We start from the raw sequence: 15,521 nt of genomic DNA, 5'->3' as shown, positions 1-15,521 counted from the left end.
TCCCCGTGGCCCATCCCCCTGTTCTGGCGTTGCGCGGCATCTCCAAGCGGTTCGGCGGCGTGCAGGCGCTCGTGGACGTCGACCTTCAGGTGCGGGCCGGTGAGGTCGTGGCCCTCGCGGGCGACAACGGCGCCGGCAAGTCCACGCTGATCAAGGTGATCTCCGGTGTCAGCCCCGCCGACCGGGGCGTCATCGACTGGGAGGGGCGGCTCGTGCAGATCAAGCGCCCGCACGACGCCCACGCCCTGGGCATCGCGACCGTCTACCAGGACCTCGCCATGTGCGACAACCTGGACGTCGTGGGCAATCTCTTCCTCGGCCGCGAGATCGACCGGGTCGGTGTCCTCGACGAGGTGGAGATGGAGCGCCGCTCCCGCGACCTGATGCGCGCCCTGTCGATCCGGATCCCCGATGTGCGGGTGCCCGTCGCGGCGCTGTCCGCCGGTCAGCGGCAGGCCGTCGCGATCTCCCGCTCGCTCATGGGCGCGCCCAAGGTGCTGCTGCTCGACGAGCCCACCGCCGCCCTGGGCGTGGAGCAGACCAGCCATCTGCTCGACCTCATCGAGGAGGTGCGCGACCGCGGTATGGCGATCATCCTGATCAGTCACAACATGGGCGACATCAAGGCCGTCGCGGACCGTGTCGCCATCCTGCGACTGGGCCGCAACAACGGTCTGTTCGACGTGAGCACGGTGACGCAGGAGCAGATCATCTCCTCCGTCACCGGGGCGGCGGACAACGCCGTGGCGCACCGTTCGAAGGGCGACGAGGAGGCGTGGCCGTGAGCCGGGGCGGGCCGCACCGGGACGGCGGGCCGGGCAGCGCCGGCCCCCTCGCGCCCGACCGCGGGCCGCGCACCCGGGGCTGGTCCGGCAATCTGCGCGAGTACGCCCTGGAGGTGCGCGGCAGTGTGCGGGACAGCGAGCGCGGGCCGCTGCTGGTCATCGCCGGGCTGATCGTGATCTGGTGCGTCTTCCAGGGTCTGGACGACAAGTTCCTCTCGCCGCGCAACCTGTCCAACCTCGGCGTGGGCATCGTCGGGACCGGTCTGGTCGCCGTCGGCATCGTGTTCGTGCTGCTGATCCGGGAGATCGATCTGTCGGTCGGCTCGGTCAGTGGCCTGGCGGGGGCCTCGTTCGCCGTGCTGAACGTGAACCACGGGATGCCGGAGTGGCTCGCGGTGGTCGTGGCGGTGGCGGTGGGCATGGCCGTGGGCGCGTTCCACGGGTTCTTCTTCGCCTCGCTCGGTGTGCCCGCGTTCGTCGTGACGCTGGCGGGCCTGCTGATCTGGAACGGTCTGACGCTCTACCTGCTGGGCGCGAGCGGCACGATCAACATCGACGAGGAGGGGCTGGTCGCCTCCCTGACCAGCCGCCACTTCGAGGACGACGCGGCGGCCTACACGGTGGCGGCGCTCGGCACGGCCGGGTACTTCCTGGCCGCCCGGCGCAAGCGCGCCCGCCATCTGGCCGCCGGGATGCCGCACCGGCCGGCGGGTGACGTCTGGCTGCGCACCGGTCTTCTCGCGGCGGTCGCGTTCGCCGCCGCCTACACCCTCAACCGGTTCCAGGGGCTGCCGCTCGCGCTGCTGATCTTCCTGGTGGTCCTGGTCGTCTCGGACTACGTGCTGCGCCGCACCCGCTACGGGCGGCGGGTGTACGCGCTCGGCGGTGGGGTCGAGGCGGCGCGGCGGGCGGGCATCGGGGTGGAGCGGGTGCGGGTCGCGATGTTCATGGTGTCGGGGACGCTGGCCGCGTTCGGCGGGCTGTTCGTCGCCTCGGAGCTGACCTCGGCGAGCCCCACGACGGCCCGTGCCGCCGGTTCCGGGATGCTGCTGATCAACGCGATCGCGGCGGCCGTCATCGGCGGTACGAGCCTGTTCGGCGGGCGCGGATCGCCCTGGTCGGTGCTGCTCGGGGTGCTGGTCATCCAGTCGATCGCCTCGGGCATGGGGCTGCTGGGGGTCGAGGACGCCGTGCAGTTCATGATCACCGGTGCGGTGCTGCTGGCCGCCGTGGCGGCCGACGCGCTCACCAGACGCGGGGAGGCTCGCCGGGGCCGACCATGAGTCCCTCCTTTTCATCCTTGTATGCCTAATAAACGGCAAAGATGGGTAGGGGCGGGTTTGTCATGAAACGCAGCCGCCTCGCCAGGATGGCCATGGCAGCCACGGCCGTTCTCGGCCTGGTCCTCGCCGGATGCGGTGACACCGACCCGACCGGCGGCGAGCAGGCCGACCTCAAGGTGCTCGCGATGGACGCGCCGCAGGTGCAGACCCTCAAGAAGCTCACCAAGGAGCACTTCACCGCGGAGACCGGCATCACGGTCGACTACACCCTGCTGCCGGAGAACGAGGCGCGGGAGCGGATGAACCGCGAGTTCGCGACGCAGGCCGGCAACTACGACGTGGCGAGCCTCAGCGCCTACGAGGTGCCGATCTACGCGGACAACGGCTGGCTCGCCCCGCTGGACGCCTATGTGAAGGCGGACGACGGCTTCGACCAGGACGACGTCTTCCCGAACCTGGTGGCATCGCTGACCGGGGAGGACGGCAAGGTCTACGCCGAGCCCTTCTACGGCGAGGGCTCCTTCCTGATGTACCGCAAGGACCTCTTCCACAAGGAGGGGCTGGCCATGCCGCCGAACCCGACCTGGGAGCAGGTCGCCGACCTCGCCGCCCAGGTCGACGGCGTCGCCGGCACGAGCGGCATCTGCCTGCGCGGCCTGCCCGGCTGGGGCCAGAACCTCGCCCCGATCAACACGGTCGTCAACACCTTCGGCGGCGCCTGGTACGACATGGACTGGAACGCCCGGCTGACCTCACCCGAGTTCAAGAAGGCCGTCGGGTTCTACGTCGACCTGCTCCGCTCCCACGGCCAGCCCGGCGCCGACCGGATGGGCGTGCTGGAGATCCTGGACAGCTTCGTCGAGGGCAAGTGCGCCATGATGTACGACGCCACGTCGCTGGCCTCGTCGATCGAGGCCGACGGATCCTCGGTCAAGGGCAAGGTCGGCTACGTCCCGGCCCCGCACGACAGGACCGACAAGGCCGGCTGGCTGTGGACCTGGGCATGGGGCGTCCAGAAGGCCTCCGACGACAAGGACGCCGCCTGGGAGTTCATCTCCTGGGCCTCCTCCAAGGAGTACCAGGAGCAGGTCGGCCAGGAGATGGGCTGGACCTCGGCGCCCGCCGGGAACCGCAAGTCGCTCTACTCCAATCCCGAGTACCAGCAGGCGGCCGGCGCCTGGTACCGGCAGGAGTACACGGCGGCGACGGACTCCGCAGACCCGAAGAGCCCCGGCGTGAGCCCCCGCCCGTACACCGGCATCGGCTTCCTGGGCATTCCGGAGTTCGCGGTGCTCGGCACCGCGGTCTCCCAGCAGATCGCCTCGGCCATCGCCGGGCAGCAGTCGGTGGACACGGCCCTGGACAAGGCGCAGGACCTCGCCCAGGCCGCGGCCGCGAAGTACCGGGGCGAGTGAGCCGGCGGTCAGCGCTGCTCGGAGAGCTCCGGCACCTCGGCCGGCCGAGGCGGCTCACCTTCCCTCTCCGGCGCGGGAGGCAACTCCAGGGTGAACTCGGTGTGCCCCGGCGCGCTGCGCACGGCGGCGCGTCCGCCGTGGGCCGAAGCGATCGCCTCGACGACGGCCAGGCCGAGGCCGGACCCGGCGTCGCCCGGGCCGCGGCGTGAGCGCGAGGCGTCGGCGCGGGTGAAGCGGTCGAAGACCGAGGCGAGGAGGGGCGGCGGGATGCCGGGGCCGTCGTCCCGGACGCGGATGACGCGGCGCTCGGCGGTGGCCTCCACCGCGGCCACGACCGTGGTGCCGGGCGGGGTGTGCGCGCGGGCGTTGGCGAGCAGGTTCGCCACGGCCTTGCCCAGCCCCGTCTCCTCGCCGATGACCAGCGCCGGCGCGTCGAGACGCAGCGCCAGCCGCCAGGTGCGGTCCGGGTCCGCGGCCCGTGCTTCCTGTACGGCCTCGGCGACCAGGGCCACCAGGTCCACCTCGGCGGACCGCGGGGAGTTGCCCTCGTCCAGCCGGGCCAGCAGCAGGAGATCCTCGACCAGGCCCGTCATGCGCGCCGACTCGGCGGAGACCCGGCGCCAGGCCAGCATCGGCTCGACCGGGCCGGTGCCGCGGTTCATGAGCTCGGCATATCCGACGATCGACGCGAGGGGGGTACGGAGTTCATGCCCGGCGTCGGCGAGGAAGCGGCGCATGCGTTCCTCGCCGCGGCGGCGGGCCGCACGGTCGCTCTCGACCTGGTCGATCATGCGGTTGAGCGCGGCGCCGACCTGCCCGGCCTCGCTGCCGGGGTCGGTGTCCGCCTCGGGCACCCGGGGCAGGCCGGTGAGTCGCTCGTGGCCGAGCGGTGCCCTGGCGAGATCGGCGGCGGTGGCGGCGATCCGGCCGAGGGGGCGCAGCTGACGCCGTACGACCACGGCACAGACCGAGCCCGCGACGGCGAGTCCGGCGGCCCCGACGACCGCCTCGACCACGACCAGGCGGTTGAGCACGTCCCGTACGTCGTCCATGGGCAGCCCGGCGAGGACCCGGACCCCGCTCGCCTCCAGCCCCGTGACCCGGTAGGTGCCGAGGCCGGGGACGGTCCGGGTGTGGGGTGTGCCGTCGGGGGCGATGCCGCGCAGGGCGGCGCGCTGGCCGGGGGTGAGGGTCCGGGGCGTGCTGTCCGGGCCGGCGACCGCCGCGGCGGTGACCGCGCCGTGCGCGTCGAGCCGGCCCGCGAGCAGCCCGTCGGGGTGGCCGTTCCCGTCGGGGAAAGGCAGATCCCGGTCGTCGCCCGGCCTGGCCGAGGCCCCGGCCAGGCCGTGTTCGGCGGCGTCCGTGACCCGGCCGTCGAGATGGTCCAGCAGCAAGGCCCGCTGGGCGAGGACGGCGGCGAGCGCCATCGCGGCGCAGACGGCGACGAGTGCGGCGCCGATGCGGAGGAGGAGCCGGGTGCGCAAGGACCGGGGGGTGCCAGACATGTACCGATCCTGTCCCGGCCCGCTGGGAGAACCCTGTGTTCCGGCTGAGCACCGGCGATGTCCCGTACGAACGGCGCGGGCCGCGCCCCCGGTCACCCGGGAACGCGGCCCTCGAACTGCCTCCGACTGCCTTGCCGGCCCGCTTACTTGCGGATCAGGCTGCGCAGCACGTACTGCATGATGCCGCCGTTGCGGTAGTAGTCCGCCTCGCCGGGGGTGTCGATGCGCACGACCGCGTCGAACTCGACGCCGGTGTCGGTGGTGACCTTCACCGTGCGCGGGGTGGTGCCGTTGTTGAGCTCCTCGACACCGGTGAAGGAGAAGGTCTCCTCGCCGGTCAGTCCGAGGGACTCGGCCGAGGCGCCCTCGGGGAACTGGAGGGGCAGGACGCCCATGCCGATGAGGTTCGAGCGGTGGATGCGCTCGTACGACTCGGTGATGACGGCCTTGACGCCGAGCAGCGCGGTGCCCTTGGCGGCCCAGTCGCGGGACGAGCCGGAGCCGTACTCCTTGCCGCCCAGGATGACGAGCGGGGTGCCCTGCTCGATGTAGTTGCGCGAGGCGTCGTAGATGAACGACACCGGGCCGCCGTCCTGCGTGAAGTCGCGGGTGTAGCCGCCCTCGGTGCCCGGCGCGAGCTGGTTGCGCAGGCGGATGTTGGCGAACGTGCCGCGGATCATGACCTCGTGGTTGCCTCGGCGGGAGCCGTAGGAATTGAAGTCACGACGCTCCACACCGTGCTCGGTGAGGTACTTGCCGGCCGGGGTGTCGGCCTTGATGGCACCGGCGGGCGAGATGTGGTCCGTCGTCACCGAGTCGCCCAGCTTGGCGAGCACACGGGCGCCGGAGATGTCGGAGACCGGGGTGGTCTCCATCGTCATGCCCTCGAAGTACGGGGGCTTGCGGACGTAGGTCGACTCGGCGTCCCACTCGAAGGTGTTGCCGGTCGGGATGGGCAGCGCCTGCCACTGGGCGTCGCCCGCGAAGACGTCCGAGTAGGACTTGGAGAACATGTCCTCGCCGATGGCGTTGGCGACGACGTCGTTCACCTCGGCCTCGGAGGGCCAGATGTCCGCGAGGAAGACCGGCTTGCCGTCCTGGTCGGTGCCCAGGGCGTCCCGGGTGACGTCGACCTTCATGGAGCCGGCGAGCGCGTAGGCCACGACCAGCGGCGGGGACGCCAGGTAGTTCATCTTGACGTCGGGGTTGATACGGCCCTCGAAGTTCCGGTTGCCGGAGAGGACCGAGGTGACCGCGAGGTCGTGGTCGTTGACGGCCTTGGAGACCTCGTCCGGCAGCGGGCCGGAGTTGCCGATGCAGGTGGTGCAGCCGTAGCCGACGAGGTTGAAGCCGACCTTGTCGAGGTAGGGGGTCAGGCCCGCCTTCTCGAAGTAGTCGGTGACGACCTTGGAGCCCGGGGCGAGGGTGGTCTTGACCCACGGCTTGCGGGTCAGGCCCTTCTCCACGGCCTTCTTCGCGACGAGCGCGGCGGCGACCATGACGTACGGGTTGGAGGTGTTGGTGCAGGAGGTGATGGCCGCGACCGTCACCGCACCGTGGTCGATCTCGTACGACGTGCCGTCGGGGGCGGTCACGGTGACCGGGTTGGACGGGGCGCCGTTCGGGGCGACGGCCGGGGCGTCGGAGGCCGGGAAGGACTCCTTGCCGGACTCGTCGACGGTGTCGACGTAGTTGAGGACGTCCGTCTTGAACTGCTCGGCGGCGTTCGCGAGGACGATACGGTCCTGCGGGCGCTTCGGGCCGGCGATGGACGGGACGACCGTCGACAGGTCGAGCTCGAGCTTCTCGGAGAAGTCGGGCTCGGCGGCCGGGTCGAGCCAGAGGCCCTGCTCCTTGGCGTACGCCTCGACCAGCGCGACCTGCTGCTCGGAGCGGCCGGTGAGCTTCAGGTAGTTCAGGGTCTCGCCGTCGATCGGGAAGATCGCGGCGGTGGAGCCGAACTCCGGCGACATGTTGCCGATGGTGGCGCGGTTGGCGAGCGAGGTGGCGGCCACGCCCTCGCCGTAGAACTCGACGAACTTGCCGACGACGCCGTGCTTGCGCAGCATCTCGGTGATCGTGAGGACCAGGTCGGTGGCGGTGGTGCCCGGCTTCAGCTCACCGGTCAGCTTGAAGCCGACGACGCGCGGGATGAGCATGGAGACCGGCTGGCCGAGCATCGCGGCCTCGGCCTCGATGCCGCCGACGCCCCAGCCGAGGACGCCCAGGCCGTTGACCATGGTGGTGTGCGAGTCGGTGCCGACGAGGGTGTCGGGGTACGCCTGGCCGTTACGGACCATGACCGTGCGCGCCAGGTGCTCGATGTTCACCTGGTGGACGATGCCGGTGCCGGGCGGGACGACCTTGAAGTCGTCGAAGGCGGTCTGGCCCCAGCGCAGGAACTGGTAGCGCTCGCGGTTGCGGCCGTACTCCAGCTCGACGTTCTGCGCGAAGGCGTCGTTGGTGCCGAACTTGTCGGCGATGACGGAGTGGTCGATGACCAGCTCGGCCGGGGAGAGCGGGTTGACCTTCGCGGGGTCGCCGCCCAGCTCCTTGACGGCCTCACGCATGGTGGCGAGGTCCACGACACAGGGCACGCCGGTGAAGTCCTGCATGATCACGCGGGCCGGCGTGAACTGGATCTCCTGGGAGGGCTGGGCCTGCGAGTCCCAGCCGCCAAGGGCGCGGATGTGGTCGGCGGTGATGTTCGCGCCGTCCTCGGTGCGGAGGAGGTTCTCCAGCAGCACCTTCAGGCTGTAGGGGAGGCGCGCGGCGCCCTCGACCTTGTCCAGCCGGAAGATCTCGTACGACTCGTCGCCCACCTGCAGCGTGCTGCGGGCGTCGAAGCTGTTCGCCGACACGACAGTCTCCTTCATTGATGTGCGCGTACCACCACGATCCTGCCGCCACGACTACTTGGCCGATCCGCTAAGGTAGGGCTAAGTTAGGTAACCCTTACCGCCGGACCGGTGGTGCCGCGCGGCTGCGGTGTCACCTCGGCAGATATCTCGATGTCGAGATAACTCTAATACACGAGGGCCGAATGGTCATGCCCCGGCACCCGTCATGCGGTCATGCACCTTCCTTCCCGGGGTATCCGAACCAGGTATCCACGCCACGAACGGAAGGGAGACAGGCATGCCGCTCACGTTCCGCAAGAGTTTCCGGATCCTTCCGGGGGTGCGACTGAACATCAACAAGCGCTCCTGGTCCATCACCACCGGCGGCGGAAAGAACGGCCCGCGGTACACCCGCAGCAGCACGGGACGTCGTACGACATCGATGGATTTGCCCGGACCTTTCGGATGGCGGCGCACCACGAAGGCACGGCGACACTGAGCCCGCCGGGCGGGATTGACGTCCCGTCACCCGAATGGACCCCCCAACCAGGATCCATCTCATATCTGAGATAACCTCAACCGCATGGCAGACGACTACCTCGTACGCATCGGCAAGCTCATCCGCGACGCCCGGCAGCACCGGGGCTGGACACAGTCGCAGCTGGCCGAGGCGCTCGGAACCAGCCAGAGCGCCGTCAACCGGATCGAGCGCGGCAACCAGAACATCAGCCTTGAGATGATCGCGCGCATCGGGGAGGCCCTCGACAGCGAGATCGTGTCGCTCGGCTACGCCGGTCCGATGCATCTGCGGGTGGTCGGCGGGCGCCGGCTGTCGGGCGCCATCGACGTGAAGACGAGCAAGAACGCGTGCGTGGCGCTGCTGTGCGCCTCACTGCTCAACCAGGGGCGCACAGTGCTGCGTCGCGTCGCCCGCATCGAGGAGGTCTACCGCCTCCTGGAGGTGCTGGGCTCCATCGGCGTCCGCACCCGGTGGATCAACGACGGCGTCGACCTGGAGATCGTGCCGCCGGCCGAGCTGGACCTGGCGGCGATCGACGCGGACGCGGCCCGCCGCACCCGCTCGATCATCATGTTCCTCGGTCCGCTGCTGCACCGTATGGACCACTTCAAACTGCCGTACGCCGGCGGCTGCGACCTCGGCACGCGCACGGTCGAGCCGCACATGATCGCGCTGCGCCGGTTCGGTCTCGACATCGCCGCGACCGAGGGCCAGTACCACGGCATGGTGGACCGCTCGGTCCGCCCCGACCGCCCGATCGTGCTGACCGAGCGCGGCGACACGGTCACCGAGAACGCGCTGCTCGCCGCCGCCCGGCACGACGGCATCACCGTCATCCGCAACGCCTCCTCCAACTACATGGTCCAGGACCTGTGCTTCTTCCTGGAGGCCCTCGGCGTCAAGGTCGACGGCATCGGCACGACCACGCTCACCGTGCACGGCGTGCCCACCATCGACGTCGACGTGGACTACTCCCCCTCCGAGGACCCGGTCGAGGCGATGAGCCTGGTCGCCGCGGCCGTCGTCACCGAGTCGCAGCTGACGGTGCGCCGGGTTCCGATCGAGTTCCTCGAGATCGAGCTGGCCGTGCTCGAGGAGATGGGCCTCGACCACGACCGCACGCCCGAGTACTTCGCCGACAACGGCCGCACCCGGCTGGTGGACCTCACCGTCCGGCCCTCCAAGCTGGAGGCGCCGATCGACAAGATCCACCCCATGCCGTTCCCCGGCCTGAACATCGACAACGTCCCGTTCTTCGCGGCCATCGCGGCGGTCGCCCAGGGCCAGACCCTCATCCACGACTGGGTCTACGACAACCGCGCCATCTACCTGACCGACCTGAACCGCCTCGGCGGCCGCCTCCAGCTCCTCGACCCCCACCGCGTCCTGGTCGAGGGCCCGACCCGCTGGCGCGCCGCCGAGATGATGTGCCCACCCGCCCTGCGCCCCGCCGTGGTCGTCCTCCTGGCGATGATGGCGGCCGAGGGCACGTCGGTGCTGCGCAACGTGTACGTCATCAACCGGGGTTACGAGGACCTGGCGGAGCGGCTGAACTCGATCGGGGCGCAGATCGAGACGTTCCGGGACATCTGAGGAGCCGAGGCCGCCGCACCCCTGCTGAGCTGCCCTCATGTCGTACGTCACCGGCACCCTCCTGCCCTTGGACGGTCGCTGCACGGCGTTCTGAGCTCGCGCCCCGCGCAGTCAGGGATCGTTGCGGGGGCGCGTCGTGGAGTCGTGCAGCCCTGGGAACCCCGGAAGCTCCGGACGGCCTGTCCGTCCGGAGCTCGCGGGTTTTGCGCCGCGCTGGTCACAGGAGCGGTTCTGGCTCCCGTCAGGCCGCTGCAGCCACCGGTTCGGCGCGCTCGGCGTCGTGCAGGGACCGCACCAGTGAGGAGCGGGCCCGGGCCACGCGGGATCGGACCGTGCCGATCGGGCAGTCGCTGAGTGCGGCCGCTTCGGCGTAGGGCAGACCGAGGAGCTGGGTGAGGACGAACGCCTCGCGGCGTTCGTCGGGCAGCGCGTCCAGCAGTTCGGTGAGGGCCACACCGTCGTCGAACCCCGGCAGGCCGCGCGGCTGCGCACACTCGACGGCGGTCTGCCAGTCGTCGGTGTCGGAGAGACGGGGCCGGGCCGACGCGTGCCGGAAGCTGTCGATCACCGCGCGGCGGGCGATGGACAGCAGCCAGGTGCGTGCGGAGGAACGGCCCTCGAAACGGTGCAGGCTGCCGAGGGCGCGCAGGAAGGTGTCCTGGGCCAGGTCGTCGGCGGCCTGGGGGTCGGCGCTGAGGAAGGTGACGTAGGTACGGACGTCCCTGTGCAGAGCACGGACGAAGTTCTCCACGGCCTCAGGGTCACCGGCGCGGGCGGCGAGCGCCCAGGCCGTTATCGACTCGTCGGCGGACGCCCTCTCGTCACGCGTTCTCGCTTCGCGCTCCTCATTGGTTCTCGCCTCGCGCGGCGACTTCGCGCGGGAAGCGGGCAGGGCAGGACTGATCACCTGGTGTGTCCTTCTCGGGAATCCGGGAGCCGGCTGCGGAGTCGGGACCCCGGAGCCGATATCCGCGTCGGGCCTTTGCAGGGCGCGGCGGATCCGGTGTGCGGTAGGAGGGTTGCGGGCGTACGCGCGCAATGCGGCGTACGTCCGTGGCCCGAACCGTCCGGGCGCGGGGCGCACGGGCGGTGTCGGGGAGCCGGCTGTCTCAGGCGACAGCGGTCCCCGGGGGCGGACCCCGAGATGTGATCGCGTGGGCGAGGAGGAGCCCGCGCGGTGTACGGACCGAGCCGCTGCGGCGAGCGCGGATGCGCGGACGGTGGAGTGGCGCGGGCAGGGTGAGGGGCAGTCGCAGCGGCGCGGCGAGCCATCCGGCCACGGCCCGCAGGATGCGGAAGGCGGCGCGTTCGCCGAACGCGAGCCACAGGCCGCACAGCAGCGCGGCCAGAAGGTGGGCGGCGAGCATGCCCGTGCTGGACATCCCGCCCATGACGTGGCCTGTTCCCGTCATGGAGTGCGTGGCGCCCATCGACTCCATGACGGAGCCCCCGTGGGTCATGGAGTCCATCGTGTGGCCCATGTGAGCCATCGAGGCCATGTGCCCCATGGAGGACGAGCCTTGCCCCACGCCGGTCATATCCATGCCGCCCATGGACGTCGACGGCATGGTGGGCGTGGACGGTGTCGTCAGCTCCTGCGCGTAGGAGAACCACACGTGCAGTGCCGCCTGGGCGGTCACCATGGCGGAGGAGACGAGGAGGAGGCCGCGCTCCCGGCCGGCCAGACACCATGCCGTACCTCCGGTGACCACCGCCGCTGCGGCGAGAGCCCACCAGGGCACCTCGGTGTCCGACATCAGGACGTGCCCCAGGGTGGCGAGCAGCACGCAGACGGCCGCGAACACGGCGGCCCGTATCGTGCGCGAACACCACCCAGCAGTCATGGCGGCTCATCCTCGCATCCCTGGCTCCGCCGTCACGAGGGGGTACGCAAACACCCCGGGCCTCCCACTCAGCACTCTCCCCGTGATCCACATCACAGTAAACAGCGGGAACCGGAGGAAAGTTGGGTCCGACTGCTGTCCGGGAGGTGCGTCTGTGACGACGGATCAGGCGGGACAGGCCGGACAGAGCGGGCCGAAGGCCGGGGCGGCGGAGGCTCCGGCGACGGGCGCCCTCACCGCGCTGCTCACGTCCGCCATGGCCTTCTCGATGCTGCAGCTGTTCCTGCTCGGGGCGCTCGGCCCGCGGCTGGTGGCGGAGCTGGACGTCTCACCGACCGTGCTGGGACTGACGACCACCGTGGGATTCAGTACGGCGGCCCTGCTTTCCCCTCTCGGCGGCCGGGTGGTGGACCGGGTGGGGCCACGGCGGTGCCTGGTGTCGCTGCTGGCGGTGTCGGCACTGGCACTGGCACTGCTCGGGTCGGCTCCGGGTACCGGGGTCCTGCTCACGGCCGTCGCGCTCGGCGGACTGCCGCAGGCGCTGGCCAACCCCGCCACGAACAAGGCGATCCTCGCCGCCGTACCGCCCGCCCGGCGCGGCTCGGTGACCGGGATGAAGCAGTCGGGGGTGCAGCTCGGGGCGTTCGCGGCCGGGCTGCCGCTGGCGGCGCTGGCCGGGCTCACCGGGTGGCGGGGTGCCGTATGGACGGCGGCCGGTGCCGCGGTGGTCGCGGCGGTGTGGGCGGCGCTGGCCCTTCCCGCCGACCCGCCGGCGAAGTCGACTCCGGCGGTCTGGGTGCCACGCGGCATGATCGCCTGGCTGATGGCGTTCTCACTGCTGCTCGGCTGCGGCATCGCCTCGGTGAACACCTACCTGTCCTTGTACGGCACCGAGCGGCTCGGCCTCGGTCCCACCGCGGCGGGCGCGTTGGTGGCCGTGCTGGGTGTGGCCGGCATCGCGGGCCGGGTGGGGTGGTCGAAGGTCGCGGGGCGTCCGGAGCGGGCGGCCTGGCTACCGGGCTCGCTGGCCGTGGGCGCGGTGGCGGCGGCCCTGCTGCTGGCCGGTTCGTCCACCGTCCGACCGCTGGCGTGGGTGGCGGCCGTGGCCGTCGGTGTCTTCGCCGTGGCGGCGAACGCGGTGTCGATGGTCCTGGTGATGCAACGCGCCGCGCCCGGCCGGGCGGGCCAGGACTCGGCGCTGGTCTCGGCGGGCTTCTTCGTCGGCTTCGCGGTCGGACCGCCGTTGTTCGGGATGCTGGCGGAGGCAGGGCGGTACGGAGGCGGGTGGTTGCTCGTGGCGGCCGAGTTCGCGGGGGCGGGGGCCGTGGCGCTGCTGTGGGCCGGGCGGGAGCGCGCGGGCGTACGGTCATGAAGGCACGCCCGGACGAGAGCAGCTCCCCGAGCACCTCCCCCAGCACATCTCCGAGACGATCCCGCAGCACGTCCCCGCAGGCAGCCCCCGGGCCGGTGCTCGTCTGGGCAGAGGCGGCCCTCGCCTCCGTCCTGGCCCGGGCCGCCGGCACCCGCGCCGAGGTCGGCGACCGGTTCCCCCTGTACGCGAACCCGGACACCGGCACCTGGAAGACGACCGCGCGCGGCTCCTGGACGGGCGGCTTCTGGGCGGGACTGCTCTGGCTGCGCGCCCGGTACACCCACGACGCCGCCGACCTGGCGGCCGCACGAGCCTGCACGGCCCGCCTGGCCGACTGGGCCGAGGCGGACACCGCCACCCGTGGACTGATCTTCTGGTACGGCACCGCCCTCGCGGACGACGACCTGGGCCTCCGGGACCGGGCCGCCCGGGCCTGCGTGAACGCCGTCGACCCGGACCTGGGGCTCGTGCCGTGGGGTTCGGCGTTCGGCGGGCCGCGGCTGCTGGCCCGCGTGGACGGTGTGCCCGGCATGGTGCCCCTGCTGGCGACGGTGAACGCCGAGGCGGCTCGCTCCCATCTGCGGCGGCATGTCGACCTGTGCCTCGGCATGCGACCGCCCGGCTGGTCGTGGCGGCACGACCCAGGAGCGGGTTGGACCGCCTTTACCGATCCGCCCTCGGGCTGGAGCCGGGGCCCGGCGTGGCTGCTGCTCGCACTCGCCGAGGCCACGGATCTGCCGGGCGGCAACGAATTCTCCGGCCATGTCGACACGTTGCTGACGCAGCACCAGTGCCTCGTACCGCCCGCCGACGCCGCCCACCCCGACGGGCCTCGCGACACCTCCGCCGCCGCCATCACCGCGCTCGCCCTGCTCGGGCTGGGGTACCAGGACCGTGCCGTCGCCATTCTCGAGGTCCTGGTGGGCAGCCACCTGAGCGCCGATGGCTGCCTCCTGGACGGCTGTTACGACCTGGCGGCCGGAACAGCCGTCCGGCACGAGCTGATCTGGGGAGACTTCTTCCTGGCGTACGCCCTGGCTGTCCTCACCGGTCTCACCGGCCTGCCGGCCTCACCGCGTTGATCGTCCAGGCTGGGTCGCCCGCAGCACCCGTCGGGCCACCGACGTGATGTGCAGCTCGTCGGGGCCGTCGAGGATGCGGGCCGCGCGGCCGGTGTGGAAGAGGGCGGGCAGCGCGGTGTCCGGGCCGAGGCCCGCCGCGCCGTGGACCTGGATCGCCGCGTCGGCCACCAGTTGCAGGGTTCGCGCTGCGGCGACCTTGGCCAGGCCCACCTCCACGTGCGCATCGCCTCCCGCGTCGAGCCGGGACACGGCCTCGTGGACCAGGGGCCGGGTCGTCCGGAGGGCGAGCAAGGACTCGAAGAGATGGCGCTGAACCAGTTGCAGGTCGCCGAGCGGACCGCGGGAGCGGGTACGGGTGACGGCTCGGTCGCGCATCAGCTCGAAGGCACGCGTCGCCTGGCCGAGCCAGCGCAGACAGCGCAGGGTGCGGCCGAGCTGGAGTCGTTCGGCTGCTACGGCGAGGGCCTGGCCGCGTTCGCCGATCAGGTGGTCGGCGTCCACCGGGACACCGTCGAGCTCGATCTCCGCCTGGCCCGCCGCACCGAGCACGGGCAGCTCACGCAGCACGCGGAAGCCGGGGGATACAGCGGGGATCAGCAGCAGGGACAGGCCCTCCCGGTCAGGGGCCCGGCCGTCCGTCCGGGCGAGAACCGTGACGAGGTCGGCGTCGGCCGCCCCGCTGATGAACCATTTGCGCCCGGTCACCAGCCAGCCTCCGCCCTCACCCTCGTCCGCACGGGTGGTGGTGAGGAATGGATCGGTACCGGGGACATCCGGCTCGGTCATCGCGTAGCAAGCCCGCAGGTCCCCCGCGACCAGCGGGGCGAGACAGCGCTCGCGGACCCGCCGGCTGCCGTGCCGCGACAGCATGAGCGCGTCCAGCAGCGAGGCCGATCCGAGTGCCGCCGGACCGTGGTCACTGGCACCCTCGGCCTCCGCGACATGGGCGTACGACCGCAACGGCAGCCCCTGGCCGCCGAGTTCGGCGGGCAGGGGAAGCGCCCACAGGCCCTCGGACTTCGCCTCCTCGCGCAGTCGGCGCAAGGCCGCCGCCGCGTCCGGGCCGCCGGCGTCCAGGACCGGCTCACAGGGCACCACCCGCGCGCGGACGAAGTCCGCCACCCGGTCCCTCAGTTCCTGTGCCTCCGGCGGACATTGCGGATCTCCGAGCGTCACGTCCAGCACGTCTTCCCCTGTCTCCTCGGGAACTCCGGCGCCTGCCGGTCCGACTGTCTCTTCGTGGAACTGGTCGGGGGCGATCGCTCCCGGGTTCCCGCGCGTC

12 protein-coding genes are annotated in these 15,521 nt (G+C 71.6%); 7 read left to right on the top strand and 5 right to left on the bottom strand.

Going from position 1 to position 15,521, the window contains the following annotated elements; all coding sequences use genetic code 11:
- The first annotated feature begins 5 nt into the window (after window positions 1-5).
- From ACQEV8_RS33800 to ACQEV8_RS33790, 3 genes are all read left to right on the top strand, one after another.
- Complete coding sequence (locus tag ACQEV8_RS33800; protein WP_432967885.1) at window positions 6-785, top strand: ATP-binding cassette domain-containing protein; 780 nt, start codon at window positions 6-8, stop codon at window positions 783-785.
- A complete protein-coding gene (locus ACQEV8_RS33795) occupies window positions 782-2,068 on the top strand; it encodes a sugar ABC transporter permease (RefSeq protein ID WP_432967882.1) in 1,287 nt (428 codons plus the stop codon). Before ACQEV8_RS33800 ends, ACQEV8_RS33795 begins: the two co-directional genes overlap by 4 nt.
- Window positions 2,069-2,130: 62 nt before the next feature.
- Window positions 2,131-3,483 carry an ABC transporter substrate-binding protein gene (locus ACQEV8_RS33790; RefSeq protein ID WP_432967879.1) on the top strand — a complete coding sequence of 451 codons (1,353 nt, stop codon included), beginning with the start codon at window positions 2,131-2,133 and terminating at the stop codon, window positions 3,481-3,483.
- An 8-nt stretch (window positions 3,484-3,491) separates the two neighbouring features.
- On the opposite strand, the gene ACQEV8_RS33785 is transcribed toward ACQEV8_RS33790, so the two are convergent.
- Both ACQEV8_RS33785 and acnA read right to left on the bottom strand, forming a co-directional pair.
- Entirely contained in the window at window positions 3,492-4,988 is a 1,497-nt protein-coding gene (locus ACQEV8_RS33785; RefSeq protein WP_432967876.1) for a sensor histidine kinase, read from the bottom strand.
- Between the two features lie 143 nt (window positions 4,989-5,131).
- On the bottom strand, window positions 5,132-7,849 hold the full coding sequence (gene acnA / locus ACQEV8_RS33780; protein ID WP_432967873.1) for an aconitate hydratase AcnA: 2,718 nt from the start codon (window positions 7,847-7,849) through the stop codon (window positions 5,132-5,134).
- 277 nt (window positions 7,850-8,126) lie between these two features.
- On the opposite strand from acnA, the gene ACQEV8_RS33775 reads away from it, so the two are divergent.
- A complete protein-coding gene (locus tag ACQEV8_RS33775) occupies window positions 8,127-8,327 on the top strand; it encodes a DUF4236 domain-containing protein (protein ID WP_033308449.1) in 201 nt (66 codons plus the stop codon).
- A gap of 84 nt (window positions 8,328-8,411) precedes the next feature.
- Window positions 8,412-9,941 (top strand): helix-turn-helix domain-containing protein, encoded by a 1,530-nt coding sequence (locus ACQEV8_RS33770; protein ID WP_432967869.1) that lies wholly within the window; start codon window positions 8,412-8,414, stop codon window positions 9,939-9,941.
- Window positions 9,942-10,182: 241 nt separating this feature from the next.
- Here ACQEV8_RS33770 and ACQEV8_RS33765 read toward each other — a convergent pair whose 3' ends face one another.
- Together ACQEV8_RS33765 and ACQEV8_RS33760 are read right to left on the bottom strand one after the other, a co-directional pair.
- Window positions 10,183-10,848, bottom strand: coding sequence for a sigma-70 family RNA polymerase sigma factor (locus ACQEV8_RS33765; RefSeq protein WP_432967866.1), 666 nt, complete (start codon window positions 10,846-10,848; stop codon window positions 10,183-10,185).
- A 202-nt stretch (window positions 10,849-11,050) separates the two neighbouring features.
- Window positions 11,051-11,785, bottom strand: a complete 735-nt coding sequence (locus ACQEV8_RS33760; RefSeq protein WP_432967863.1) for a hypothetical protein — start codon at window positions 11,783-11,785, stop codon at window positions 11,051-11,053.
- Window positions 11,786-12,041: 256 nt separating this feature from the next.
- Between ACQEV8_RS33760 and ACQEV8_RS33755 the strand changes: the two genes are divergently transcribed.
- The gene (locus ACQEV8_RS33755) at window positions 12,042-13,157 is read left to right on the top strand and encodes an MFS transporter (protein WP_432973190.1); all 1,116 of its coding nucleotides are present in this window, start codon (window positions 12,042-12,044) and stop codon (window positions 13,155-13,157) included.
- Between the two features lie 95 nt (window positions 13,158-13,252).
- Window positions 13,253-14,239: a sugar ABC transporter permease gene (locus ACQEV8_RS33750; protein WP_432967860.1), complete on the top strand. Its 987-nt coding sequence runs from the start codon at window positions 13,253-13,255 to the stop codon at window positions 14,237-14,239.
- Here the strand turns inward: ACQEV8_RS33750 and ACQEV8_RS33745 are convergent.
- On the bottom strand, window positions 14,228-15,424 hold the full coding sequence (locus ACQEV8_RS33745; RefSeq protein ID WP_432967857.1) for an acyl-CoA dehydrogenase family protein: 1,197 nt from the start codon (window positions 15,422-15,424) through the stop codon (window positions 14,228-14,230). The genes ACQEV8_RS33750 and ACQEV8_RS33745 overlap by 12 nt on opposite strands.
- Window positions 15,425-15,521 lie beyond the last annotated feature (97 nt).

The sequence above is a fragment of the Streptomyces sp. CA-179760 genome (assembly GCF_050937045.1).
GTDB lineage: Bacteria > Actinomycetota > Actinomycetes > Streptomycetales > Streptomycetaceae > Streptomyces.
Note: the sequence above shows the minus strand (reverse complement) of the source record. Positions and strands in the feature narration are given on the sequence as shown.